Origin of the sequence: Thiocapsa marina 5811 (assembly GCF_000223985.1) — a bacterium.
In the GTDB taxonomy this organism is placed as follows: domain Bacteria; phylum Pseudomonadota; class Gammaproteobacteria; order Chromatiales; family Chromatiaceae; genus Thiocapsa; species Thiocapsa marina.
Genome location: NZ_AFWV01000001.1, coordinates 416,877 through 440,383 on the forward strand (window position 1 = coordinate 416,877; position 23,507 = coordinate 440,383).

Sequence of the window (23,507 nt, forward strand, 5' to 3'; positions counted from 1 at the left end):
CTCGGGGATTTCCCGGCCTGAGCACCTTCAAGACGAATCGGCGATCTGCCGCCGAAAGAGCGCCCGGACCGTGGCGATGTCGTCGGCCTGATCCGCGTTCTTGTCCGGACGATGGCGCCTCACCCGCGCGAAGCGCAAGGCCAGCCCGCCCGGATAGCGAGGGCTCGACTGAAGCTCGTTGAAGGCGATCTCGACGACCAGCTCGGGCCGCACATGCACCACCTGACCCTCCCGCGCCACCGCGAGCGCGCTCAGGTGCTCGGTCTGCCAGTTCAGCATCGCATCGGTCAGACCCTTGAAGGTCTTGCCCAGCATCATGAAACCGCCCGCCGGGTCGCGTGCGCCCAGATGCAGATTGCTCAGCCAACGGCTGCGACGCCCGCTGCCCCATTCCGCGGCCAGAACCACCAGATCGAGCGTGTGGGTCGGCTTGATCTTGAGCCACTGCCGACCGCGCGCACCGGCCGCATAGGGCGCGTCGGGATCCTTGGCCATGATGCCCTCGTGACCCGCGGCCAGTGCGCGCTCCAAAAAGACGCGGGCCTCGGCGGCATCGCTCGGCCGCAGCCGCGGGATCAGTGCGCGCTCCGGAAGGACTTCGGCGAGTGCACCGAAACGCTCCCGCGCCGGCGCGTCGATCAAGAGGGTGCCGTCGCATTGGATGCAATCGAAGAAGAAGGCGCTCAGCGGCAGCTCGGCACGCAGACGCGCGATGTCGAGCCGCCGACCGAAGCGGCGCATGCTGGTCTGAAACGGATGCGGCCGCCCGTCAGCACGCAACGCCAGCACCTCGCCGTCGAGCACCAGGTCGGCGACGGGAAGCGGCGCGATGAGCTCGGGGATCTCGGGCACGGCCGCAGTCACCTCATGGCCCTGCCGGCTGTAGACCCTGACCTCCTCGCCACGCTTGTGGACCTGAACACGGGCACCGTCGAGCTTGAACTCAAGGTCGGGCGCGGGGAGACAGGCCAGCGCGTCGTCGAGATCCTCCGCGGGTTGCGCGAGCATCGGCAAGATCGGTCGAAAGAGCTCCAGACCGATCGCCCGCAAACCCGCCGCCCCGGTGTCGAACGCGGTGCGGGTGACGCGCGCCGGATCGCCGCTCAGCATCAGGGCACGCCGCACCAGCTCGGGATCCAGCCCGGCGGCCCGGGCGACCGCTTCCATCACCAGACCCTCGACCGCCCCTTGCCGCAGCTCGCCGAGCATCAGACGGCCAAGAAATCCCTGTTCGTCGCGGGTCGCCTGCTCGAACAGCCCGTGCAGTAGCACCCGACGCTGTGTCTGCGCGCCGACACCCTTGACGGCGAGCAGTGCTGCGAACGTCCGATCCAGGTCGTCGAGGGTCAAGCGGCCCTGCTCGACCGGAACCAGACCGCGAAGCGCATCCACCTGCGCCGGACCCACCCCGACGCGGCCTTGCGGAATCGCTCCGGCGAGATAGCTCGCGGCAAGCTCGGTCTCGTGGCCGTCCAGCCGACCGAGCAGATCCGCAATCAGCCCGATCTTGTCGCGACGCGACGAGCGGGCAGCCACCTCGCCCGAGAGTCGGACCAGCGTTTCGAGCGTGCTCATAGAGGTATCCATCGGCATCCGGCTCGTCGATGCAATGGGTTCCGATCCCCGAATTCCGGATCGCCCGAGGCTGAACCGCGCCCCGAGCGAGAGGCTCAATTTCGAGTGAGCTCGGCGTTTGGTACATCCACGACGCTTCGCAGGGACGCAGTTTGAACCGATTGATCTCCTAAACCGCGCCGAGCGCGGTATGCAATGTTTCCGGATGGGATCGGCCCGGCGGATTTGACGGCCGCTGGAGACGCCGCGGTTTAAGGCATTAAATGTATTCTATTATTTTAAACCGCGTCCCCGCTGAGGATCGTGGATGCACCAAGCGTCGAGCTCACTCGAAATTGAGCCTCTCGCTCTGGACGCGGTTTAACATCCTAAACTGCGCAGACTCAAACGCTCGTCAAGTCCGCGAGGGCCGATCCCATCCAGAAACATCGCGGACCGCACCGGGCGCAGTTTAATGGTACTGCTCCGTCGTGTACTGACCGGGCGCGTGCCGCTTGTGACGAGCCAGACCGCGCTCTTCGAGGATGACCTTCACGTCCTTGATCATGGCCGAGTTCCCGCAGAGCATCACATGGCTGCTCCGAGGGTCGATGGTCGCTCCGACGTGCGCCTCCAAGCTGCCTGCCGTCAAGAGGTCGGTGATCCGCCCGGAGAGCGCACCCGGGACCGACTCGCGACTGACCGCCGGCACGAACCTGAACCGATCGCCATGTCGCTGGGCGATCGCGGCGAGGGTCTCCCCGTAGCTCAGATCCGTCGCCTGCCGTACCCCGTGGACCAGTACGACGCGCCGAAACAGATCCCAAGGCTCCGGCGAGCGCAGGATCGAGAGATAGACACCGAGCGCGGTACCGGTTGCGAGCAGCCAGAGCGTCTCCGCGGACTCGACCGTCTCGAGCGTAAAGATCCCCCCCGGTTTCTCCGACAGCCAGACCTCGTCGCCGGGATTCAGATCGGACAGACGCGGCGTCAGCGGGCCTTCCGGAACCTCGTTGAAATAGATCTCCACAGGACGCTCCTGCGGCGGATTGACCAGCGAATAGGGCCGCCCCACACGATCGCCCTCGATATCCAAGGCGACCTTGATGTACTGCCCTGCCTTGAAGTCGGCGACCGGACCTTCGAACTGCATGCTGTAGAGTCCGTCCGTCCAGGCATGCTTGCCCGTCACCTTCGCTTTCACCCAGTCGCTCATAACCGATCCTGCTCCTCGTTAGATCCCAAAAAATCCCGACGTCGTGATCGTGCGGGCGGTGTCGCCGTTGCCTGACCGGCCTTCGCCACGACATCCCGCGATAATGCTTGCAGTTTGGTGCCCACCACCCGTTTTCAAATCATCGTCATCGGACATCTCCCGTCGTTGGCGCAGGGCAACGCGTCGCCTCCCCGCCAAAGACGGGATTGTATTCGGCATTTTGCGCATTACCTCGCGGAGGACGACGCATGGCCGAGACCGCAGAGACTTGTCCCCATGATGAAAACCACACTATTTGCTTTAGGAATTGCCGTCATGAGCACCACAGCAAACGCCGCCGCTCCACCCTGCTCGCCCTTGCTCGATATCGAGGTCCGCCGACTCGCAGGCGACGAGGTCGTCAACCTCTGTGAGGCCTATCGGGGCAAGGTACTTCTTATCGTCAATACCGCAAGCAAATGCGGCTTCACCTCCCAGTACGAGGGGCTCGAAGCCCTCTACGACAGGTACAAGGATCGGGGGCTCGTGGTCCTCGGCTTCCCCTCCAACGACTTCGCGAACCAGGAGCCGGGAAACGAGGACGAGATCGCGACTTTCTGCCGCCTGACCTACGCGGTCGAATTCCCGATGTTCGAGAAGGTCGGCGTCAAGAAAGGGGCAGCATCCCCGCTCTTCGAGCGATTGGCCGGCGCCGGTGCGCCCTACCCGAAGTGGAACTTCTACAAGTACCTGATCGATCGCGACGGCAAGCTCGTTGACCACTATGTCAGCTTCACCAAGCCGGATGACCGCAAGGTCGTCAAGGCGATCGAAAAGCTGCTCTGACCGACCCGCGGCGCAAACCGGGGACCGCCGCTTGCCGGCCTGGCCGCGAACGGTTCGTCTCGACGATGATTCCGATACGCCCTATCGATTGGTACGCCGACACTGGCCCGTCTACAGTTAGATCGAGACACTCGGGTTCTCCGAAAAGCAGCGAAGATCCCGTGCGTGCCGGGCACGAAGGATCGTCGAGCGCGAAGAAGGATGCAGTTGTCGACCGGATCGGTTTGTCGAACCCGCCGGGCTCGTCCCGCGCTAGAGACGCGACCGGTGCAGCACCCGAGGGGGGCGAGGCGGCCTCGACGCGCTCGCACTACGGATACCACCGATTCAGGGGAGGTTAACGCATGGCGACGTCAATCAGCCGGGAGGGGAGTCTCGAAGCCCCGACCCGTCACCCGCTCGACTGGCAAAGCGCTGATTTCTATGATCAGGCTTCGCTCGACAAGGAGCTGGAGCGCGTCTTCGACATCTGTCACGGCTGCCGCCGCTGCGTCAGTCTTTGCCAATCCTTCCCGACGCTGTTCGATTTGGTGGACGAGTCCGAGTCGATGGAGGTCGACGGCGTCGCCAAGGACGACTACTGGAAGGTGGTCGACCACTGTTATCTCTGCGATCTGTGCTACATGACCAAGTGTCCCTACGTGCCGCCGCACGAGTGGAACCTGGATTTTCCGCACCTAATGCTCCGAGCGAAGGCCGTGAAGTATCGGCAAGGCAACGTGAAGAGGCGCGATCGCATCTTGACCAGCACGGACACCGTCGGCTCGCTCGCCGGGATTCCGGTCGTCAACGGCTTGGTCAACGCGGTCAACGCGAGCTCGCTCGGACGTCAGGCACTCCAGGCCGTGCTCGGTGTCCACAAGGACGCACGCGTGCCGCCCTATGTGAGCGATACGCTGCGCAAGACCGAGAAGGCACGCATCGGACGCTCCGCCACGGGCGAGGCGGCCGGTCCGACCACCGGCAAGGTCGCGCTCTTCACGACCTGTTACGGCAACTACAACGAGCCCGGCGTGAACGCCGACTTGATCGCGGTCTTCGAGCACTCGGGCATCCCGGTCACGCTCCCCGAGAAGGAGCAATGCTGCGGCATGCCCAAACTCGAGCTCGGCGACCTGGAGGCCGTCAAGGCCGCGAAAGACGCCAATATCCCGATGCTCAAGCGTCTCGTCGACGACGGCTGGGACATCGTCGCCATGATCCCGTCGTGCGTGCTCATGTTCAAACAGGAGCTACCGCTGATGTTCCCGGAGGACGCGGACGTGCAGTCTGTCAAGGCTCACATCTTCGATCCGTTCGAATATCTGATGCTCCGCCACAAACACGGCAAGCTCAACACGGACTTCAAGAAACCGCTGGGCAACGTCATCTATCAAGCGTCCTGCCATCAGCGTGTGCAGAACATCGGGCAGAAGACCCGTGAGGTCCTGGCACTCGTGCCGGACACGACAGTGGAGATCATCGAGCGTTGCTCGGGCCACGACGGCACCTACGCGGTCAAGGAGGAGTATTACGCCTCCGCGATGAAGATCGTGCGCCCGGTCGCGGGCCGCGTGGAGAAGGCGGCACCGGATCACTTCGGCAGCGACTGTCCGATGGCCGGCGCCCACATCGCGCATGCACTGGGCAAGGACGGCGAGCAACAGCATCCGCTGAGCCTGTTGCGGCTGGCCTACGGGCTCTGAACCGCGCTGAACCGCGTTCGGCGAGACCATGAAGCCCGGCGATTCGACTCGGTCTTCGTGGGCCAGGCATGCATCGGTGGCGACGCGGTTCAGAATGGGAAAGGGCTCTTGTTCATTCGGGCGGCCGAAGGCGACACCGGAGATCGTCGCGAAGCGGCGACACCCCGGGATCGACGACTTGCAGTCGTCCTCTTCGGCTGGCCTGACGGCCAGCGGGGTCGAGCGCAACTCGACCACCCCGGCATCCGCCCTGAACGCGGGTTGGGCGGGCGCATGAAGGAGGCGGAAAAGGCGTCGGATGGCAGGTACTCGCGACCTGCGGCGCTTTGTGGCTCGAGCGTTCGGACTCGGGTTCGCCGCAAAAGCGGCGGCATCGACATCTCAATCGGTTTGGAGACGACTATGCATCTGACACGAGACGACCTTTACAGCCTCGAGAAGTACGCCGAGGTTCGCAGTGATTTCCGGGCCCGCGTGATGGCCCACAAGAAGCATCGTCAGGTCGCGATCGGCGCGCATGCCACGCTCTACTTCGAAGATCGCCTGACCATGCAGTACCAGATCCAAGAAATGCTGCGAGCCGAGCGCATCTTCGAGTCCGCGGGGATTCAAGACGAGCTCGACGCCTACAACCCGCTGATCCCGGACGGCAGCAATTGGAAGGCGACCTTCATGATCGAGTACGAGGACGTCGACGAACGGCGCGATGCCCTGACACGGCTGCGCGGTATCGAGGATCGGGTGTGGGTCCAGGTCGCCGATTTCGATCGCGTCTATGCGATCGCCGACGAGGACATGGAGCGCGAGGACGCGACCAAGACGTCGTCCGTGCACTTCCTGCGCTTCGAGCTGTCGGCGCCGATGGCCGCGGCGATGAAACAGGGCGCAAAGCTCGCGCTCGGCACCGATCACCCGGAGTACGGCTATCAGGTCGAGGCAGCACCGGAGATCCGTGACTCGCTCGCCCGCGACCTCGCCGACTGAATGAAACGCCCCCCGCCCCGCGCCCTGCTGCTCGACATGGATGGTCTCCTATTCCACGGAGACCGGCCCCTGCCGGGCGCGCGGCGGCTGCTTGACCGGCTGCATTCGACACCGCATGCGTTCGTCACCAACAACCCGATTCGCACACCCGAGCAGGTGGCCGACGCCTTCGCCGCGATGGGTCTCCCGCGACCGAAGCCGCAGCGGATCATCACCTCCGCCTTGGCCACCGCACGCTGGCTGAGCCATGTTCGGCCAGGCTTCCGTTATTTCGCTGTCGGTGCCGGCGGGTTGGACGCGGCCCTTCGCTCGGTCGGAACGCCGGACGCCGAGTGTGCCGACGTGGTCGTCGTGGGCGAGGGCCCGGGGCTGGATTTCGAGCAGCTCACCGTCGGCATCAATCTCATCCTGAGCCGTGGGGCCCGCCTAGTCGCCACGAATCCGGACACCGCCGTCGACGGCATGCGCGACGGTCGTCATGTCGTGCTCCCGGGCGGCGGCGCCCTGGTCGCACCCTTTGCGGCGGCAACCGGGGTGACGCCCACCGTCGTGGGCAAACCCGAGCCCCTGCTCTACGAGATGTCGCTCGAAATCCTCGGCTGCACGCCGGCCGCTTGCATGATGGTCGGCGATCGTCCGGATACAGACATCGCAGGTGCCGAGCGGATCGGCATGTGGACCGCACTCGTACGCACCGGTCGGTTTGCACCGGGTCGTCCCTGGATGGAAGGCATGCCGCCGCCGGATTACGATTTGAACAGCCTGGACGCCCTGATCGACGCCTTGGACCGAGATGTCCCGGGGCTGCTCGCCTGATCCGACCCCTAAACCCGACGCGGACGAGCCCGGATGTCTAAGGCGCCGTCAACCGCGCGTCGCCGATGATGTCGGCATGTCGCTGCTGCGCTCCCGTGAGGGTGTTGCGAATCGTCACGTCACCCTTACCCATGCCCCGGGTACAGACATGTGCCCTGACACTCGACTCCGCGGCCAGCGTCGCCGACACCACGACCTCTCGGCAGATGTTGTCGACGACCTCGATCATGCGTTCATCGAAGCCGGGGTTTACGATTTCGACCGTGATCGGCTGGCCCAATCCATCCGCATTCGACATCGGAGCGACCGCCAGGAAGACCAGACCCATCAGGGCAGTGCGAGGGTGCATGGCGCGTCTCGTCGTTGTTTCGAGTCATGAAATCATAACGCCTTCACCCTATTGCCGAACGCCTTCAATCGTTGAAACGTCCGTACAGCCAACTGTAGGCGAGATGCTTCACGCGAAACTGTACGAAGGCATGCCCGCCCTCGGTGTCGATCACATAGCGCTCGACCGCCGCGGTCGCGACGGACGGGATCGTCGCGGCAACGGCGAGACACCAGATCGCGATCGGCAACATTTTGATATTGATTGCTTTCATCCACATTCCCTCGAATCGGCCATGGGCCCTGATAGACGCGGGTTGCCGCGCCCGAGCATCCGCAGCAGCGAGCGGTTGCGATCGATCAGACGATGCTTGAACCCGGCAAGCGAGAGAGCTCCGGCCGAAACGATCAACGAGCGCCCGGCTCACGCCGGGCGCTCGATCCGGGCCGAATACGATACCGATGTCGGCAAAGACGCGCTCGATTCGGCGCGTCGACGCCCCGCAATCAGTCGCGCGCCTGCTCGAGGGCCGCGATTCGCTTCTCGAGCGGCGGATGACTTGAGAACAGTGCCTTCAGACCTTCACCGATATTCCCCGAGATGCCGAAGGCCGCAAATTCACCCGCCGGCAGATCGTGCGGCTGATGGACGCGCTGCAAGGCCCGCAGCGCATTGGCCATCTGGGTGCGGCTGCTCAGACGCGCGCCGCCTTCGTCGGCCCGGAACTCGCGATAACGCGAGAACCACATCACGATCATGCTGGCCAGGAAGGAAAGCAGGATCTCGGCAACGATCGAGACGACGAAGTAGGCGATGCCGTGGCCTTCCTCGTTCTTGAAGACGACCCGGTCGACCGTGTGGCCGATGATCCGCGCCAGGAACACCACGAAGGTGTTGACCACACCCTGGATCAACGCCAGCGTCACCATGTCGCCGTTCGCGACGTGACTGATCTCGTGACCCACGACCGCCTCGACCTCGTCCTTGGTCATGTGCTGCAAGAGCCCCGTGCTGACGGCCACCAAGGCATCGTTGCGATTCCAGCCCGTGGCAAAGGCGTTGGGCTCGGGTGAGTCGAAGATGCCGACCTCCGGCATCTTGATGCCCGCCGCTTGAGACTGACGCGCCACCGTCTCCATCAACCAGCGCTCGAACGGGGTGGAGGGCTGCTCGATAATCTGCACGCCCATCCCGCGCTTGGCCATCATCTTCGAGAGGAACAGCGAGATCAGCGATCCGCTGAAGCCGATGATGGCCGACATGATCAAGAGCGCGTTCATGTCGAGCCCGCCGCTCTCGAGCAGCAGCCCGTCGATCCCCAGCAACCGGAAGACCACGCTGATGACGACGAGAATCGCCGCGTTGGTCGCGAGAAACAATAAGATCCGCATCATAGATTTAGGCTCCTTGAGGATGGATTTCGAAAGCGGGCATACGATGCACCGGCGGCGCGCCCCGCACAAGCGCCGATGCGGGCTCATGCCGAGTTGCTCAGCATATTGGGTCGCGCCGTCCGCAACAAAGCATGAAAACCGGTCTGGACAAACGAAAAGTCCGCCGGTAATATTCCGCGTCTCGACGACATCGGGGCCATAGCTCAGCTGGGAGAGCGCAACACTGGCAGTGTTGAGGTCGGCGGTTCGATCCCGCCTGGCTCCACCAATCAATCGATAAGGATCCGACACCGTGATTTCCGTCGGATTTTTGAGAACGGTCACCGTCCCCATCGTCTAGTGGCCTAGGACACCGCCCTTTCACGGCGGTAACCGGGGTTCGAACCCCCGTGGGGACGCCAATAAAAACAAAGGGTTAGCTCAGGCTAACCCTTTTTCTTTGTCTGCCGGGTAACAGACGGGTAAATCGAGTTTCGCGAACTGGATTCGCTACTTGGCATCCAGAATATCGAAGAGTCCAACCGAGTCCTTCCTCCCTCCATCAGCCGCAGGTGTTGTGACATCCCGCCGACTGCAGCATTGACGTAAGCGTCATGCTGGGCCATGAGCAGCTCGAAGGTCCGCTGATGAATGCCCTCGCTCCCAAGCCGGGGCCGTTCAGAATACCGGGCTCCCATCCCAAGCGTTGCCGAATGGTATCCGCCCGTTGCGCCGTACGATCATCTTGACTTTCGCGCTGACAGTCGCAGCCAAGACGCCAGCAATGCCGACAGGAGAAGATACCGACGCGACTGATGTAGAGATTCGCCATCCGGCGTCCGCAACCCTCGAACAACGAGCAGAATCGACGGCTGATCGCACCGGGCGATAGCGCGTGCGGCACGCCGACGATGCGGCCCTCGCCGACCACCCGATGGCGGATCCGATCTTTGACCGCCTACCGCGGCGAGCCCTCCGCCCCCCCGAGCATCCCCGTTCGACGCAGTGGATTGCGCTTTCGGCGCGGCATAGCGTTCGGGGACGCCGACCGCCTCCGGATCGCGTTTCAGCAGGCCGCTCGCTTCGGCCTCTGCATCGGGGAGATTTGCGGCGGGCTCGGTTACGGATAGCCGTTTCGACACCACGTCGCCGAGCGACACCACTTTCCGGAGTCGCACTTCAATTACAAAACGGCTGGCCGGCATGCGTGAGATTCCGTGCCCTCGCGACTCGTGGCCCTCCCGTGCAACATCGAAGCGTTCGTCGGGCGGGATGTCTTTGGCGCGGGTGGAGGGCCACGTATGCCAGGCGCCGTTCCATTTGCACCGGTGTCGGATCCCCGAACCGGTGGCATCACGCCTCCGGAGGTAGACGCGTTACGCACCCCGGCCAGGGGTCTCACGTCCCCGGAGGTAGAGGCGTCATACCCCCGGAGGTAAGGGCGTCATACCTCCGGACCAGGGGCGTCATGCCCACGGACTAGAGGCGTCACGCCCCCGGAAGTAGGGGCGTCATGCCCCCCGAACCGTCATATGAACCGTCATTCAACCGTCAGTGAACCGACGTCGTCGGCGCGCGCCCCCCCGCTTGTCGAATGACAACTCGAAACGCAGACTCGATCCGGTGCGCCGGATTCCGCCCGACCGGGGACCCGGCGTACGGGTCCTCACCCGGACCGCCACGCAGGGCACCGCTCGCGGCCGGGTCGACGCACGGGTCGACGAGCTGGTCGCCTCCCGGTCCGAAAACGAGGCACACCGCACGCGTCGGGACGCCACCGTCATCCAGCGCCTGCAGACGCTGCGGCACGCGGCAAAGACCCCGACTCGGCCGGTCGGCACCCGCCACCTGCACAACGAACGCACCACCCTCCCCGGATCCACCGCGCACGGGATCGTCGGGGCAGTCCGGACCCGGGCATTCCGCGACCGGCCGGCATTCCGCCCTGCCCTGTCGGGCGCTTAATCCCCTCGAGCACAGGTTATCCACACGACCGACCACAGGGATTGTGCACAAAAACCCCGTCGGCGCCTTGACGACCTCTTCGCTGTGCCGTCTGCGCAGCGGCCGACACACCTGCGAGTAAAGCCGCGTTTTCGAGCGCTTAGCGCCGTCGCCGTCACGCCCGTCGGCCGGCACTCTGTCCGCACCTTCACGGACAGGGCAGCGGCATGCGACAGAAGCTCGATTCACCCTTCGACGAGACGCCCGGGCGTATTGCCCGACACCTCGGTGCCTCGCTGGCCGCCCTCGGGTTGGCGGCGGCGTCGCTGGCGAACCCCGGGATGGCCGAACCGTTGCCGAGCACGTCGATCGCGCGCATGGCGCAGCTGCCGTCCGGCGGCCTGCAGGCGGTGGAGACCACCGACGGGGAGCTGCTGTTCTTCTCCGAGAACGGACGCTACGTGCTGCGCGGCAGTGCCGTGGATCTCTGGCACGGGGCCAAGCTCACGGCGTTCGATCAGACCCAACACCTCGCCGGGCGGATCGATCTCGCACGACTGAAGCTCGACGTGGCCGATCTGGGGGCGATCGACGTCGGCGAAGGCCCCGAGGTGGTGGTCTTCGTCGATCCCTTCTGCCCCCATTGCACCGCGCTCTACGCCGATCTGGCGCCGTTGCGCGCGACCTATCGCTTCCGGCTGGTCCCGATTCCGGTCCTGGGCGAGTCCTCGCAGCGCGCCGTGCTCGCGCTGGCGTGCCTGTCCGGATCCGCTCCCGAGCAGGCGCGCGACGCGCTGCTCGGCGGGCAGACCGCAGACCTCCCGGAGCCCGCGGCGGGATGCGGCGAAGCCGTTGCCCAACGCACCCTGATCGCGGCCCAAATCCTCGGGATTCGCGGCACGCCCTTCCTGATCGCGCCGGACGGGCGCCTGCATCAAGGTCGCCCCGCCGACCTGGCAGCCTGGCTCGCCGCGGTCGAGGAGCGCGGCGAATGATCCATGCCACACCCCTGCTGCTGTGCGCAGCCCTGCTCGGGGGTTGCGCCTCGGGCAACCCCGAATACGCCTGTCCCGGCTATCCGGGCAAACCGCTCTGTCTGCCGCCGAGTGCCGTCTACAGCCTCAGCGACGGGGCCGGGCCACCGCCCGCGTCGGTCGCACGCGCCCTGCCGATCGAAACCGAAAGCGGGTTTGCAGCCGGGTCCGGTTGGGCGTGGACCACACGCCTGCGCGATTAGGAGACCGCCATGACCTCACGCCTCACGCTGCCGCTCATGCTCTCGGCGCTCGCCGCCCTGAACGGCTGCGCCACCCGAGCACCCGTCCCGGAATCGGTGGCGGCTCAAGACCAACGCCCCGCCGAGTATCAACCCAAACGCGCCGCCGCCTCGGCGATGCAGGCCTGGATCGCCCCTTGGGAGGATGCGACCGGCGATCTGTATCCGCCCTCCACGGTGTACATCGAGGTGCTGCGCGAGCACTGGCACTACGACGGCGAACCGCACGGGGGTTTGACCGTACTGCGACCCTTGCAGGTGCAGCCGCGATCGGCCGCGCCGGGCGGTCAGCCGGTCCTGCCCCCGGATGCGGTTCCGACGGATCCGGCACACGCACCCGCGCACCTGCCGCGGGCGGACAAGCGCGGCGCCTGAACACCGTGGTCCGGTGCAGACCGGACGATCGGCCCACCCGAACCCGCGCGGCGCGGGTTCCTCAACCCTTCGGAGAAGCGTTTCATGTTGTCCCCGCCCCCGTTGTCCGGTCGCGACCGCCGGACCCTGCTGTTCGCGGGCCTCGCCGCGACCCTGGTTGTTTTGGCGATCTCCGCCACCGCCTCGGCCGGTACCACCGGCACCGAGTTCTCGGCCCTCTACACCCTGCTCACCGGTTGGATGACCGGCTTTCTGGGCCGCGTGGTGGCCGTGATCTTCATCATCATCGGCGTCATCGCCGGTGCCGCACGCCAGTCGATCATGGGCTTCGTCCTGGGCATCGCCGCCGGCGTGGGCATGTTCCTGGCCCCGGCGATCGTCGACGGCGTCGTCACCGCCACCCTGCCCGTCCTCTGATCGGATCGTTCCGATCGCCCGGACCCCGACCATCGGGTCCATTGCCGGGTCCCGACCACGGGACCCATTTTCCACGCGAGGTCTTCATGGTCGGATTCCACTGGCGCGCCATCGCCGGCGTGGCCCTCGTCATGGCAATTGCGGTCGCGCATGCCGACGCTGCCCCGCGGCTTCCCGAATCCCTGATCGGCGTGTTGCCCGGTGTCGGCGATCTCGTCGTCTATCCGCGTTCGGGCGAGGTCCACGTCTGCCGGCGCATGCCCTTACTCGCCTCGGCGGGCTGCACGAGCGCGCTGCAGGTCATCGACGGCGCGCTCGCCCATCGCGACGCCTGGCTCGCGGGCACCGCCGATCTTCTTTATCCAACGGATCCGGACATCGCGGTGCTCGATCGTGCGATCGCCCTCGCCTCGGACGGCGCGGACGGTCTCTTCGTGGTCGCCTACCGGATGGCACGGCACCACGCCGACGGCGTTGCGTCCCGGTCACAGGAGCTGGTGATCACGCGCTGCGGCGTAGCCCCCGGTTCCCACGCCGAGGCGACCCCCGGCGCCTCGGCGCTCTGCAGCGAGGCGGAATATTCCGTTGAACCGACCGGCGAAGCGCAGACGACAGGCGCGCATGCACACAACAGTGCCGGTCGCCTCGCCGTCGCCACGACCGCCCATGGCCTGGCCGTCCTGCTCCCCGACGGTGGCGCGCTCTTCACGGCCGACGCGGTCGACCCGCTCGCCTGGAGCGCGGCGCACATCCGACGTCACCCGCAGCCGATGTTCGCGTCGGCCTCGGACACCGAAGCGGGTCTGGACGCGCGCGGAGCCGTCTTCCGGCTTCATCCGTCCGCCATCGCCGATGCGCTAATCGTCACGCGCGAAGTCGCCGCCGTCGACGGCGCGACCCTGGTGTCGCTCGGCTCCCTGCCTGCCGACCCGAGCAACCGCACTCCGATGGTCCGACTCGCGGAGACCCGCCTGTTCGACAGTGCTCACGGGGCACGGCCATGAGCCGCTCCCGCAGCGCCTCGGTCCAGGTGCGCTCGCCCTCCGGCAAACCCCTGAGCGACTGTGCCCGCCGCCGCGCCCGGGAGATGGTCCGCCGCGGCCGCGCGACCTGGATCTCGACCTCACCCCCGATCATCCGCCTGACCGAGCAGCCCTCATGACGACACCGCGCCGTTTTACCGGCTCGCGCGCCAACGCGCTCTTCCCGACCCTGGCCTACGACCCGGACAGCCATCTGTTTCTGCTCGACGATCAGTCGCTCGCCTTCGGCTATCTGTGCGAGCCCCTCTCCGCCGCCGATCAGTCCAACGCCGACCGGCTGCTGGTGCTCGGCAATCTCGACTGGCCGCCCGAGACGCTGCTGCAGGTCGCGCTCTGGACCTCGCCGGATATCGAGGAGACGGTCGCGCGCATGGAAGGGCTGCGCATCGAGACCGCCACCGCGCTGTTGCGCGAATCCACGCGCCGCACCGCCGCCTATCTGCGCGCCGGCAGCAGCGCTCCGGTCTCGCCGTCGAGCGATCTGCGTCTGCGCGAGCTGCAGGTGTTGGTCACGGCCAAGCTGCCGCTGGCCGCCCCGCAGCCGAGCGCGCACGAGCTGCGCGATGCCCGCGAGCTGCAGGCGACCGCCCTGCAGGTGCTGGTCACCGCCGGGATGCGCCCGACGAGCCTCACCGCCGACCGCCACGTGCGGATCATGACGACCCTGCTCAACTGGGGGCCGCAGGCGGGGTGGCGCGACCGCATCACGCCCGAGTGCGATGCCCGGCGTCCGGTCCGCGATCAGTATCTGGACTACGACGTCGGCATCGACGTCGACGCCAAGGGCATCACGCTCGGGGAGCAACGCATCCAGACCTTCTCGGTCAAACGCTTTCCCGACCGGGCCGGCTTCGGGCTGGCCGCGCGCTTCCTCGGAGATCCCTTCTCGGGCTCGCGCGGGGTGCGCCACACTGCGCTGATCACCCTGAACCTGCATTTCCCGGATGCCGAGGCGACGCGGGTGAATCTCACCTCGCGCGCCCAATGGGCGGCCCATCAGGTGAGCGGCAATCTGTCGCACTACATGCCGCGTCTGGCCCATAACAAGCGCGATTTCGACGCCTTGTTCGCCCGTCTGGATCATGGCGACCGCCCGCTCCAGGCCTATCTGGGGATCGTGCTCTTCACCGCCCCGGAGGAGGCTGCCGGGGCGGCCTCGAACCTGCGCACCTATTGGCGCGAGCTCGGCTTTCAGGTCTTGACCGACCGCTTCTTCGTGCTGCCGCTGTTTCTCAACTGTCTGCCGTTCGGGGCCGATCGCGGGGCGATCCGCACCAGCTTTCGCTACCGCACCCTCTCCGCCGCCCACGCCGTCGCGCTCATGCCGGTCTTCGGCGACTGGAAGGGCACCGGCACCCCGGTGCTGAACCTGATCGGGCGCACCGGTCAGCTCGTGGATCTGAGCCTCTTCGACTCGGCGACCAACTACAACGCCGTGATCGCCGCCTCCTCGGGCTCGGGCAAGTCGTTCCTCGCCAACGAGCTGCTCTCGACCAACCTGAGTGTCGGCGGGCGCTGCTGGGTGATCGACGTCGGGCGCAGCTACGCCAACCTCTGCGCGTCCCTCGGCGGGCAGTTCGTCGCCTTCACCGCCGATTCGGACATCGTGCTGAATCCCTTCGAGCTGCTTCGCACCTGGGAGGAGGACGCCGACGTGATCGCCGCCATGGTCACGGCGATGGCCGCCCCGACCGAGCCGCTCGGCGACTACCGCACCGCCGGGCTCAAACGCGCCCTGCGCGAGCTGTGGGACACCCACGGCACGACGATGACCGTGGATCTGATCGCCGCGGCCATGCTCGCCTGCGCCGACGAGCGCCTGCAGGACGTCGGCGTGCAGTTGCATCCCTTCACCTCGCGCGGGGAATACGGACGCTGGTTCCACGGGCGCAACACCATGGACTTCAGCGCGGATCTGGTGGTGCTCGAGCTCGAAGAGCTCAAAGGACGTAAACACCTCCAGCAGGTCATCCTGCTGCAGCTGATCTTCCAGATCCAGCAGGCGATGTACCTGGGCGAGCGCGCACGCCAGAAGCTGGTGCTGATCGACGAGGCCTGGGATCTGCTCACCCAGGGGGATGTCGCGACCTTCATCGAGCACGGCTACCGGCGCTTTCGCAAGTACAACGGGGCCGCGATCACCGTCACCCAGTCCCTCGCCGACCTCTACGCCAACCCCACCGGGCGGGCGATCGCCGACAACAGCGCCCACACCCTCCTGCTCGCCCAGCCCGGTCACGCCATCGATCGTCTCAAGGCCGATCACCGTCTGCCGATGACCGCCGCGGGGGCGGAGATGCTCAAGACCGTGCATACGGTCCCCGGTGCCTACTCCGAGATCATGACCCTCACCGACAGCGGCGCGGGGATCGGCCGGCTGATGGTCGACCCCTTCCGGCAACTCCTCTACTCCACCAAGCCCGCGGACGTGGCGGCGATCCGGCGTCTGCGCGAGCGCGGGATGAGCGTCGAGCAGGCGATCAACCGGTTGCTGGCGGGGGCCGAGACGGAGGCGTCCGATGCTGCCTGAGACCACCGTCCCCGAGATTCGGCACCCGGAAACCCGGGTTCCCGCGGATCGCCGTGCAGGTTCCATCCTGTTGTTCGCGGCGATCCTGCCGGCGGCACTCGCCGGCGGTTACCTCGGTGCCGAGATCACGGCCCGGCCGCTGCGCGAGGCCATCGCCACCCGCCCGCCGGTGCTGATCATCGATGTCGCGGCCGCCCTTGACGGGATCGCGCCGGAGGACGTCGGCGAGGCGATCGCGGACCTCAGGACAACCGCCGTGCGTCTCGCCGACGGTGGCGTTCTGGTGTTGGACGCCCAGGCCGTGCTCGCCGCGCCGGAGGATGTCTATGTCCGGCCGCGGGATGTGCCGTCGAGGGGGCAGCCGTGAGCGCAGACACCCACATCGCCGCCTCGCCCGCAGCCCGCCTGGCGCGCACCATCCGGCACGGTCTGCCGGCGCTGCTCGTCGTCCTGGCCTCGATGCTGTATTTCGGGACGCGCTTTCGCATCGCGATCGACGATCAGGTCGACAAGTGCTTGCCGCCCTACACCGTTTTTCTGGTGGATCGCCACGACAGCGCGATCGCGCGCGACGGCCTCTACGCCTTCCCCGCCGGCGAGCGCATGGCGCCGTTCTTCCCGATGCAGATGCAGGTCATCAAGCGGGTCGTCGGATTGCCCGGAGAAACGGTCTCGGTCACTGAACAGACCACGCGGGTGGACGGGCGAACGGTCGGCGAAGGACTGGATCTGGCCGGCACGCTCGGCACGCCCGCAGCGACGTTCGTCCGCGAGGTCGTGGTCCCCGCCGATGCGCTCTGGATCATGGGTGCCACCCGCGACAGCTTCGACTCGCGCTACTGGGGGCCGCTGCCCCGTCATCAGATTATCGGGCGGGCCTATGCGGTGTTCTGACCTTCGCTACCCTGCTCTGCTTGGCGCGTTGCTCCAGATCGCAACGGCGGCCTCCGTCCAGGCGAGCGAGCGCGCCGACCTGCGGGCACTGCGCGATCAGGCCGGTGCCATCCAAGAGGCGGTCTCCGGCACGCCACTCCCGGACTGGCTCCGGCCGGGCTCCGAGACCTCGGCGCGCGCGGGCGAGGTGCTCGGCGTGGCCGAACGCGAACGAATGCAGCGACTGACCACCGCGCAAAAGCCCGCCGTCCCAGGTCCGGACGCAACCCCAACGCAGACGATCACGCTCCTGGTCTCGCGCGCCTTGGGCGCGGCTGCCCTGCGCGACATCTTCGCCACGGCCGCCCGACCCGACGTGCGAGTGGTCTTTCGGGGTGTGGCCGAAGGCGAACCGCTGATGGATTTCATGCGCGCGATCCATGCCGAGCTTGAGGGCCTCGATCCGCTGCCCACGGTTGAACTCGACCCGACACCCTTTCGCGAGGCCTGCGCCGAGGCCGTCCCGCTGATGATCCTGTCCGGACCCGACGGGGAGATCGCGCGGGTCGCCGGCCTGTCGGATCCGGCCTGGCTGCAGGCGCAGGTGGCGGCCGGCCGGACCGGGGATCTGGGCGTGCGCGGACCGGTCGAGACGATCTCCGAACCGGACATGCTCGAGGAGATCGCGCGTCGGATCGCCGCGCTGGATCTCACGGCACTGCGCGAGCATGCGCTCGCGCGCTATTGGACACGCGCGGCCTTCGAACATCTGCCGGCCGCGCGGGAGGCTCGCACGCGGGTGATCGATCCCGTGATCGAGGCCAAGGCCGATATCGCCCTGCCGGACGGCACCGTCCTGGTGCGGGCCGGCGAGCGGCTCAACCCGCTCGATCGCCTGGCCTTCGGGCTGCGTCTGGTGGTGTTCGATCCGACCGAAGCAGCCCAGGTCCGCACGGCCCATCGTCTGGGCGAGAGCGCCGGGACGTTGCGGACGGTCTATCTGGCGACCCGTTTGGATCGCGAGGCCGGCTGGGAGGGCTTTCGCGCGATCGAGGATGCCCTGGAGGAGACGGTCTATCTGCTCACCCCCGACGTGCGCGAACGCTTCGCCCTGGAGCGCGTGCCGGCGAGCGTCGAGGCCGCCGGTCGTGTCTTCCTGGTGCGCGAGCATCCCCCGGAGGAACCCCGATGAAGGCACCCACCCTGCCCCGCCTCGTCGGCCCTGCTCTGCTCCTCGCGGCCCTTCTGACGGCACCCCTCGGCGTGGCCGATGCCGCCGATCCCGCCTGCCCGGACGCCGAGTTGTTCTCGGGCAAACTGATCACCGACATCTGCTGGGCCTGTCTGTTTCCGATCCGCATCGCCGGCATGCCCCTGTTCGGAGGAACCGCACCGGCGGGTGCGGCCTCGGCTCCGTTCTGCGCCTGCAACGACGGCCTCGGCGTGCCGCATCCGGGCTTCACCGTCGGGATGTGGGAGCCCGCACGGCTGATCGAGCTGGTCCATGCGCCGCGCTGCGCGCCGGCCTTGGGCGGGATCCGCCTGCCGCTCGGCAGTCGCCGGCTGCTCGGCACCGCGGGACAAGCGGAATACGACGCAAGCGATACGTCCTTCTACAACTTCCACTGGTACGCCTTCCCGCTCCTCATCCTGCTGGATCTGTTCTGGGACGACCGCTGCAACCCGGACGGCTACGTCGATCTGGACCTGCTCTATCTCTCCGAGCTGGATCCGACCTGGAACCACGACGAGCTGGCCTTCTTCACCAATCCGGAGGCCGCCTGGCTCGCCAATCCGGTCGCCCTGGCCGCCTGTTTGGCCGATGCCGCGGCAGCCACCGCGGGCACCCCGATCGACGCGCTCTTCTGGTGTGCCGGGACCTGGGGCAACCTCTATCCCTTCACCGGGCGCGGGCCGACCCTCGGCTCGCGTGCCCGCGAAACCAGTCTCGCCGCGGCCCGGTCGCTGGCGGCCCTGCACCGCCGAGGACTCGCGCGCCGCACGATGGGCGACGACGCGCTGTGCGGCTCCCCGATCGCACCCTTCCTCCCGAAGAGCCAGTACAAGCTCTCGATGTTCTACCCCCTGCCCGAGACACAGCGCGCCCATGTGATCGGCGAGAGCCCGCTGACCTGGGGGGAGTGGCGCAACATCCCGGCGGTCGGGGAGGACCATCTCTATCTGCTGTGGCGTTGGAACGACTGCTGTGCAACCTTCTGAACGGTATCCCCTCCCGGTTCGGGTCCTGACCGGCCTCCTCTGCATCGCCCTGGCCTGGACCCCCTGGGCGTTGGTGTGGGGCGATGACTTCGCCGACGCCGTCGACGCTGGCCAACAGGCAGGGCGCGACGCGGCCGGTACGCTGACGCTGCCGGCGCTCTCCGGCGATGCACTGACAATGCCCGGCGGAAACCTGCGGCTCGACGCACTCTTTCCCGGCGCCGCCGGCGGCGATCCGGCGCGCTTCTCGGAGCTCTACGGCAATCACCACGGCACCCTGATCCAAGGCCAACAGGCCCAAGTTGAGTTGATCTCCGAGGGCTCGCCGACCGGCGAGGCGTACCGCACCCTGCGCGGATCGGTGGAGCGCTCCCGTGCCGACATGCGCATCGACCCGCTGTGGGCGCAAACCGACGACGTGCTCGACGACTTCGAGGCGATCGCCGAGACCTTCGGCCACTGCGAGACCGAGACGACCTTCGAGAACGGGACCCGCGAGGTCCACATCCCGGACCTGCGCACTTGCGATCGGTTGACCCCGCAAGGCGGGTCCTGCTCCTGGTATCACGACTATGTGCTCCCGGCCCCGGACAGTCTCGTGTCGGTCACCGGCGGAGCTGAGTTGGAGAGCTGCGGACCCGGCTGCAAGCGGGTCGTGCTGGAGCGCGCCGGAGCCTGGCACGGATCCGCGCCGCTGGACCTGCAGACGCCTTTGGAGGGCGGCTTCGGCGTGAGCGATCCGTCGCGCGTGACGGACATTCGGGTGACCCTTGCCTTCGAGGAGCGCCCGGCGCAGCCCGAGCCCGAGGAGGGATTCTTCTTCGAGCACTATCAAGGGCGGTATTCGGCGACCTTTCCGGGCACGAACCGCGTGCAGAGCACCGCGTTCGGCTATTCGGCGCAGCCGATGACCCAGGCGCTGCGCAACGGGGGCGATTTCACCCTGCGCCACGGCCATGTCTGGACCTTCGGCGACGGGACCCTGCCGGAGCCGGGCTGCGCCTGGTGCATTCAGCAGCTCTACGATGCCGCCTGGACCGGCGGCATCCGGCTCGAGGTGGAGATCCGTTATGCCTCCCCGCCGCTGCGCAGTCTCTGGGGTCCGAACGACGGCTGCTACGACCTGCTCGAAATCCTCGGCAGCGACTTCTGCAGCGGGACGCTCGAGTGCTTGGGCTCGCCCCCGCTCGCCGCGGACGGCTGTTACGAGAACGCCGACGTTCGCGTTTGCCCGGACGCCATGGCCGCTCCGCCCGTGGCCGATCAGAACCCCTTCTGCACCGAGATCAAGGTCACCGCGAGCTGCTCGGGCTTCAACCAAGGGCCGATGCCGTGCTGGACCGATCCGCAGGGACAGCTGCAGTGTCCCTACAACGACGGCGATCAACCCTCCGACTGCATCGCCTTGGAGGCCGATCCGGCCTGCGGCTTCATCAAGTCCGAATGCGTCGAGGGGGCCGTCGACAACCGCGGCATCTGTTTTCTGTTCGAAGAGACCTGGGACTGCGGCACCGCGCGCACCATCCCGTCTCTGGAGCGCAACCGCACGCTCGACTGTGCCGGTCCGGTGCGCTGCCTCGGCACGGATTGCGCCGAATTTCCCGAGGAACAGTCCGCGGACTTCGCCAAGGCGGTCGGGGCCTTGCAGACCGTGCAGATGGCGGTCTCGGACATGCAGTGCACACCGGGCGGCAGCTGTCGGGTGTTCTCGGGCAGCGCCCATCAATGCAAACGCGCGGTCGGGGGGATCGTCAACTGCTGCACGCGACCCGAAGGCGTTTCGCTGGCGGATTACATCAGTCTGATCTTCGCGCTCGGGAAGATCGATGCGGCGATCATGGGGCTCGACAAAGGGGCCATGATCCGCGGCTCCTGGGAGACCCTGCGCCAGCCGGTCACCGCCACCTGGAGCGCGGTCAAGGAGTCCTTCGTCAGCGTCGCCAACAGCTTCACCGGCAAGACCGCGGCGGCCGCGACCGATGCCGCGGCCGAGTTTGGAGTGAATGCGGTCAAACAAGCGCTTCTGAAGCAGACCGCGGAATGGGCCGCGCAGCTCTTCGGCGATGCCGCGGTCAATGCGCTCTTCTCGACCACGAGCGGCGGGGTGGCGGTCACCGGCGGCGTGGTGGCGGAAGGCTCGGTGCTGCAGCTCGGCGGCGGCACGGCCTGGCTCGGCACGGCGATGGCCTGGGCGATGTATGCCTACATGATCTACACGGTCGTGATGATCCTGATCCGCATCATCTGGACCTGCGAGCAGAGCGAGTTCGAGCTGGGTGCGAAGCGGGAGCTGCGCGCCTGCCATCGCGTCGGTTCCTACTGCAGGAAGGAGGTGCTGACCTGGTGCGTAGAGAAGCGCGAGAGCTATTGCTGCTTCAACACCCCGCTTGCGCGGATCCTCAACCAACAGATCCGCCCGCAGCTCGGGCGCGACTGGGGCGAGGCGCAATCACCGGAGTGCTCCGGGATCGACATCCGGGACTTCGCGCGGGTCGACTGGACCCGGGTGAATCTGGACGAGTGGCTGGCGATCCTTTACGAGACCGGACACTTCCCGACCCTGGACACCCTCACCGTCGAGGACCTCACCGGCGCGGGCAGCGCGCTGAGCGTCCGAAGCGAGGGCCGGGCGGATGCGGCGACGCGCACCGTGCAACGCAGCGACGGACTCGACAGCGAGGAGGTCCGCAAGGAGGCCGAGTCCGAGTTGTGGCGCGAGACGCTTCCGGCTCTGCCGGCCGAGTAGGCGCGGGTCGGGATCGTTCACCCCGAGATCCTTCGCCGCCGAGCCGTGAATGCGCCCGCTGCGCGCCTCCGCGCGAGCGCTTCGGCATCTTGATGCCGTCCGGAAAAGCCACACCGGTCGATCATTCACGGAATTCGAACCAGGTCAAAGAACGGCTTGCCATCTTCCGCATCATTCGGATCTTACGTATCATATCGAAATGACAGATCTCGAGGACGCAAGGTTATGGTCACCATTAGTTCCGCCGAATTTCAGAGACACTTCGGCCGTTATCAAGATGTTGCCCTCACGGAGCCGGTCGCGGTCACGCGCAACGGACGCGAGCGGCTGGTGGTCTTGTCGGTGGATGAATACCAACGGCTGAAGAAACGTGACCGGCAGGTCATGCAGCTGGCGGATTTCACCGAGGCCGACCTCCAAGCCATCCGCGCCGTCGAGGCATCACCTCACGCCGCCACGTTCGACGCTGAAGTGACCGGCTAGAACAGTGACATTGCCGGAGCCAATCCCGGGTCTGGTGATTCGCTACGCCTACTTATGGGGAGATGCACACCGACGCGGCCAAGAGGAAGGACTCAAGGACCGCCCCTGCGCCGTGATTTTGGTCACGACAAACCAGGAGGGAGAGCGAATCGTCACGGTTCTGCCGGTCACCCACAGTCCGCCGGCAGACCCGTCCCTGGCCGTCGAGCTTCCGCCTGCGACCAAGCGCCGTCTCGCACTGGACAACGAGCGATCCTGGGTGATCTTAACCGAAGCCAACCGATTTACGTGGCCGGGTCCGGATTTGCGCTTCGCGCGTCCCGGCGACTTGGGGAGCGTGGCCTATGGCGAGTTACCCGGGGTTCTGTTCAAGGAGATCAAGACCAAATTGCTGCGAGCACTCGAGGCCCGCCGCGTCGGTCTCGTGCCGCGAACCGAATGAGGATGCCATGACCAAGCTTGTTTCGCTGCTCGCGGCATCCGCCGGTCCCGGCCGACCTCCATCGGCAACGCCGCTACCGGAGTTGGAAGCAACTTGACGCCATATTTGAAATCGCCCCGCTCTTCCTGGCCAGATGTACAACTGTCCTGTTTCACAAACCCGACGATTATTCTTTGGAAGGGCCACGGCCGCTTCGGCCGATGAGCCGGCAATGGTGGGCGCCGCATCAAAAGCAGCTCAACCCCCTGAAGCCGCCATTCATTACCCCGAAGTCTGAATGGCCCTTGGGGTTGTTACTTGTCACTGGTTGAAGCGCGCTCGATTTTCCGTTGCCAGGATCGAACGGTCACTCGTGGTCTCTCCGGAACTGACCGAGT

At 66.5% G+C, this 23,507-nt stretch carries 24 protein-coding genes and 2 tRNA genes; 21 read left to right on the top strand and 5 right to left on the bottom strand.

From position 1 onward, the window contains the following. Positions 1–27: 27 nt before the first annotated feature. Together THIMADRAFT_RS01830 and THIMADRAFT_RS01835 are read right to left on the bottom strand one after the other, a co-directional pair. Entirely contained in the window at positions 28–1,575 is a 1,548-nt protein-coding gene (locus tag THIMADRAFT_RS01830) for an ATP-dependent DNA ligase (RefSeq protein ID WP_040729206.1), read from the bottom strand. 451 nt (positions 1,576–2,026) lie between these two features. Further along, the gene (locus tag THIMADRAFT_RS01835) at positions 2,027–2,770 is read right to left on the bottom strand and encodes a ferredoxin--NADP reductase (protein WP_007191244.1); all 744 of its coding nucleotides are present in this window, start codon (positions 2,768–2,770) and stop codon (positions 2,027–2,029) included. A 315-nt stretch (positions 2,771–3,085) separates the two neighbouring features. Here THIMADRAFT_RS01835 and THIMADRAFT_RS01840 point away from each other — a divergent pair, with 315 nt between their 5' ends. The 4 genes from THIMADRAFT_RS01840 (at position 3,086) to THIMADRAFT_RS01860 (ending at position 7,080) form a co-directional block, all read left to right on the top strand. Then, positions 3,086–3,595: a glutathione peroxidase gene (locus tag THIMADRAFT_RS01840; RefSeq protein WP_007191245.1), complete on the top strand. Its 510-nt coding sequence runs from the start codon at positions 3,086–3,088 to the stop codon at positions 3,593–3,595. A 344-nt stretch (positions 3,596–3,939) separates the two neighbouring features. After that, on the top strand, positions 3,940–5,280 hold the full coding sequence (locus tag THIMADRAFT_RS01845; RefSeq protein ID WP_007191246.1) for a (Fe-S)-binding protein: 1,341 nt from the start codon (positions 3,940–3,942) through the stop codon (positions 5,278–5,280). A 402-nt stretch (positions 5,281–5,682) separates the two neighbouring features. Then, positions 5,683–6,264 (top strand): DUF3501 family protein, encoded by a 582-nt coding sequence (locus THIMADRAFT_RS01855; RefSeq protein ID WP_007191247.1) that lies wholly within the window; start codon positions 5,683–5,685, stop codon positions 6,262–6,264. Continuing rightward, the gene (locus THIMADRAFT_RS01860; protein ID WP_007191248.1) at positions 6,265–7,080 is read left to right on the top strand and encodes an HAD-IIA family hydrolase; all 816 of its coding nucleotides are present in this window, start codon (positions 6,265–6,267) and stop codon (positions 7,078–7,080) included. Between the two features lie 37 nt (positions 7,081–7,117). Here the strand turns inward: THIMADRAFT_RS01860 and THIMADRAFT_RS01865 are convergent, their stop codons facing one another. The 3 genes from THIMADRAFT_RS01865 to htpX all read right to left on the bottom strand — a co-directional run bounded on the left by THIMADRAFT_RS01865 (position 7,118) and on the right by htpX (position 8,802). Beyond that, a complete protein-coding gene (locus tag THIMADRAFT_RS01865; protein WP_007191249.1) occupies positions 7,118–7,429 on the bottom strand; it encodes a hypothetical protein in 312 nt (103 codons plus the stop codon). Positions 7,430–7,493: 64 nt separating this feature from the next. Further along, positions 7,494–7,682, bottom strand: a complete 189-nt coding sequence (locus THIMADRAFT_RS01870; protein WP_007191250.1) for a YceI family protein — start codon at positions 7,680–7,682, stop codon at positions 7,494–7,496. A gap of 232 nt (positions 7,683–7,914) precedes the next feature. After that, positions 7,915–8,802, bottom strand: coding sequence for a protease HtpX (gene htpX, locus THIMADRAFT_RS01875; protein ID WP_007191251.1), 888 nt, complete (start codon positions 8,800–8,802; stop codon positions 7,915–7,917). Positions 8,803–8,994: 192 nt separating this feature from the next. On the opposite strand from htpX, the gene THIMADRAFT_RS01880 reads away from it, so the two are divergent. The 17 genes from THIMADRAFT_RS01880 (at position 8,995) to THIMADRAFT_RS01965 (ending at position 23,130) form a co-directional block, all read left to right on the top strand. Next, positions 8,995–9,070 (top strand) — tRNA-Ala (locus THIMADRAFT_RS01880). Between the two features lie 57 nt (positions 9,071–9,127). Further along, positions 9,128–9,203, top strand: a tRNA-Glu gene (locus THIMADRAFT_RS01885). A 1,165-nt stretch (positions 9,204–10,368) separates the two neighbouring features. Next, positions 10,369–10,746 carry a hypothetical protein gene (locus THIMADRAFT_RS01900; protein WP_040729209.1) on the top strand — a complete coding sequence of 126 codons (378 nt, stop codon included), beginning with the start codon at positions 10,369–10,371 and terminating at the stop codon, positions 10,744–10,746. A 206-nt stretch (positions 10,747–10,952) separates the two neighbouring features. Beyond that, the gene (locus tag THIMADRAFT_RS01905) at positions 10,953–11,720 is read left to right on the top strand and encodes a DsbC family protein (protein WP_007191253.1); all 768 of its coding nucleotides are present in this window, start codon (positions 10,953–10,955) and stop codon (positions 11,718–11,720) included. Beyond that, positions 11,717–11,962, top strand: coding sequence for a hypothetical protein (locus tag THIMADRAFT_RS01910; RefSeq protein ID WP_007191254.1), 246 nt, complete (start codon positions 11,717–11,719; stop codon positions 11,960–11,962). Before THIMADRAFT_RS01905 ends, THIMADRAFT_RS01910 begins: the two co-directional genes overlap by 4 nt. A 9-nt stretch (positions 11,963–11,971) precedes the next feature. Further along, on the top strand, positions 11,972–12,376 hold the full coding sequence (locus THIMADRAFT_RS01915; RefSeq protein WP_007191255.1) for a TraV family lipoprotein: 405 nt from the start codon (positions 11,972–11,974) through the stop codon (positions 12,374–12,376). A gap of 84 nt (positions 12,377–12,460) precedes the next feature. Then, complete coding sequence (traA, locus tag THIMADRAFT_RS01920) at positions 12,461–12,793, top strand: TraA family conjugative transfer protein (protein WP_007191256.1); 333 nt, start codon at positions 12,461–12,463, stop codon at positions 12,791–12,793. Between the two features lie 86 nt (positions 12,794–12,879). Then, positions 12,880–13,797, top strand: a complete 918-nt coding sequence (locus tag THIMADRAFT_RS01925) for a hypothetical protein (protein ID WP_007191257.1) — start codon at positions 12,880–12,882, stop codon at positions 13,795–13,797. Beyond that, a complete protein-coding gene (locus THIMADRAFT_RS27325; protein WP_007191258.1) occupies positions 13,794–13,955 on the top strand; it encodes an RRXRR domain-containing protein in 162 nt (53 codons plus the stop codon). The genes THIMADRAFT_RS01925 and THIMADRAFT_RS27325 overlap by 4 nt, the downstream gene beginning before the upstream one ends. Next, the gene (gene traC / locus THIMADRAFT_RS01930) at positions 13,952–16,366 is read left to right on the top strand and encodes a type IV secretion system protein TraC (RefSeq protein ID WP_007191259.1); all 2,415 of its coding nucleotides are present in this window, start codon (positions 13,952–13,954) and stop codon (positions 16,364–16,366) included. The genes THIMADRAFT_RS27325 and traC overlap by 4 nt, the downstream gene beginning before the upstream one ends. Further along, positions 16,356–16,733 (top strand): hypothetical protein, encoded by a 378-nt coding sequence (locus tag THIMADRAFT_RS01935; RefSeq protein WP_007191260.1) that lies wholly within the window; start codon positions 16,356–16,358, stop codon positions 16,731–16,733. Before traC ends, THIMADRAFT_RS01935 begins: the two co-directional genes overlap by 11 nt. Then, positions 16,730–17,260 carry a signal peptidase I gene (gene lepB, locus THIMADRAFT_RS01940; protein WP_007191261.1) on the top strand — a complete coding sequence of 177 codons (531 nt, stop codon included), beginning with the start codon at positions 16,730–16,732 and terminating at the stop codon, positions 17,258–17,260. Before THIMADRAFT_RS01935 ends, lepB begins: the two co-directional genes overlap by 4 nt. Continuing rightward, a complete protein-coding gene (locus THIMADRAFT_RS01945; RefSeq protein ID WP_007191262.1) occupies positions 17,247–18,431 on the top strand; it encodes a TrbC family F-type conjugative pilus assembly protein in 1,185 nt (394 codons plus the stop codon). The genes lepB and THIMADRAFT_RS01945 overlap by 14 nt, the downstream gene beginning before the upstream one ends. Then, entirely contained in the window at positions 18,428–19,459 is a 1,032-nt protein-coding gene (locus THIMADRAFT_RS01950; RefSeq protein ID WP_007191263.1) for a TraU family protein, read from the top strand. The genes THIMADRAFT_RS01945 and THIMADRAFT_RS01950 overlap by 4 nt, the downstream gene beginning before the upstream one ends. Next, positions 19,446–22,205 carry a conjugal transfer protein TraN gene (gene traN, locus THIMADRAFT_RS01955; RefSeq protein ID WP_007191264.1) on the top strand — a complete coding sequence of 920 codons (2,760 nt, stop codon included), beginning with the start codon at positions 19,446–19,448 and terminating at the stop codon, positions 22,203–22,205. Before THIMADRAFT_RS01950 ends, traN begins: the two co-directional genes overlap by 14 nt. Positions 22,206–22,430: 225 nt before the next feature. Further along, positions 22,431–22,688, top strand: a complete 258-nt coding sequence (locus THIMADRAFT_RS01960) for a type II toxin-antitoxin system Phd/YefM family antitoxin (RefSeq protein WP_007191265.1) — start codon at positions 22,431–22,433, stop codon at positions 22,686–22,688. A 4-nt stretch (positions 22,689–22,692) separates the two neighbouring features. Beyond that, on the top strand, positions 22,693–23,130 hold the full coding sequence (locus THIMADRAFT_RS01965; protein ID WP_007191266.1) for a hypothetical protein: 438 nt from the start codon (positions 22,693–22,695) through the stop codon (positions 23,128–23,130). Positions 23,131–23,507: the final 377 nt, after the last annotated feature.

Excerpts from the sequence above, each read along its gene's own strand:
- THIMADRAFT_RS27325 (WP_007191258.1), top strand. The coding sequence starts at position 13,794 with ATGAGCCGCTCCCGCAGCGCCTCGGTCCAGGTGCGCTCGCCCTCCGGC.
- THIMADRAFT_RS01865 (WP_007191249.1), bottom strand. The coding sequence starts at position 7,429 with ATGCACCCTCGCACTGCCCTGATGGGTCTGGTCTTCCTGGCGGTCGCT.
- THIMADRAFT_RS01935 (WP_007191260.1), top strand. The coding sequence starts at position 16,356 with ATGCTGCCTGAGACCACCGTCCCCGAGATTCGGCACCCGGAAACCCGG.
- THIMADRAFT_RS01840 (WP_007191245.1), top strand. The coding sequence starts at position 3,086 with ATGAGCACCACAGCAAACGCCGCCGCTCCACCCTGCTCGCCCTTGCTC.
- traA (WP_007191256.1), top strand. The coding sequence starts at position 12,461 with ATGTTGTCCCCGCCCCCGTTGTCCGGTCGCGACCGCCGGACCCTGCTG.
- THIMADRAFT_RS01915 (WP_007191255.1), top strand. The coding sequence starts at position 11,972 with ATGACCTCACGCCTCACGCTGCCGCTCATGCTCTCGGCGCTCGCCGCC.
- htpX (WP_007191251.1), bottom strand. The coding sequence starts at position 8,802 with ATGATGCGGATCTTATTGTTTCTCGCGACCAACGCGGCGATTCTCGTC.
- THIMADRAFT_RS01925 (WP_007191257.1), top strand. The coding sequence starts at position 12,880 with ATGGTCGGATTCCACTGGCGCGCCATCGCCGGCGTGGCCCTCGTCATG.
- THIMADRAFT_RS01950 (WP_007191263.1), top strand. The coding sequence starts at position 18,428 with ATGAAGGCACCCACCCTGCCCCGCCTCGTCGGCCCTGCTCTGCTCCTC.
- THIMADRAFT_RS01910 (WP_007191254.1), top strand. The coding sequence starts at position 11,717 with ATGATCCATGCCACACCCCTGCTGCTGTGCGCAGCCCTGCTCGGGGGT.
- traC (WP_007191259.1), top strand. The coding sequence starts at position 13,952 with ATGACGACACCGCGCCGTTTTACCGGCTCGCGCGCCAACGCGCTCTTC.
- THIMADRAFT_RS01960 (WP_007191265.1), top strand. The coding sequence starts at position 22,431 with ATGGTCACCATTAGTTCCGCCGAATTTCAGAGACACTTCGGCCGTTAT.
- THIMADRAFT_RS01845 (WP_007191246.1), top strand. The coding sequence starts at position 3,940 with ATGGCGACGTCAATCAGCCGGGAGGGGAGTCTCGAAGCCCCGACCCGT.
- THIMADRAFT_RS01860 (WP_007191248.1), top strand. The coding sequence starts at position 6,265 with ATGAAACGCCCCCCGCCCCGCGCCCTGCTGCTCGACATGGATGGTCTC.
- THIMADRAFT_RS01835 (WP_007191244.1), bottom strand. The coding sequence starts at position 2,770 with ATGAGCGACTGGGTGAAAGCGAAGGTGACGGGCAAGCATGCCTGGACG.
- THIMADRAFT_RS01830 (WP_040729206.1), bottom strand. The coding sequence starts at position 1,575 with ATGAGCACGCTCGAAACGCTGGTCCGACTCTCGGGCGAGGTGGCTGCC.
- THIMADRAFT_RS01945 (WP_007191262.1), top strand. The coding sequence starts at position 17,247 with ATGCGGTGTTCTGACCTTCGCTACCCTGCTCTGCTTGGCGCGTTGCTC.
- THIMADRAFT_RS01855 (WP_007191247.1), top strand. The coding sequence starts at position 5,683 with ATGCATCTGACACGAGACGACCTTTACAGCCTCGAGAAGTACGCCGAG.
- THIMADRAFT_RS01870 (WP_007191250.1), bottom strand. The coding sequence starts at position 7,682 with ATGAAAGCAATCAATATCAAAATGTTGCCGATCGCGATCTGGTGTCTC.
- THIMADRAFT_RS01905 (WP_007191253.1), top strand. The coding sequence starts at position 10,953 with ATGCGACAGAAGCTCGATTCACCCTTCGACGAGACGCCCGGGCGTATT.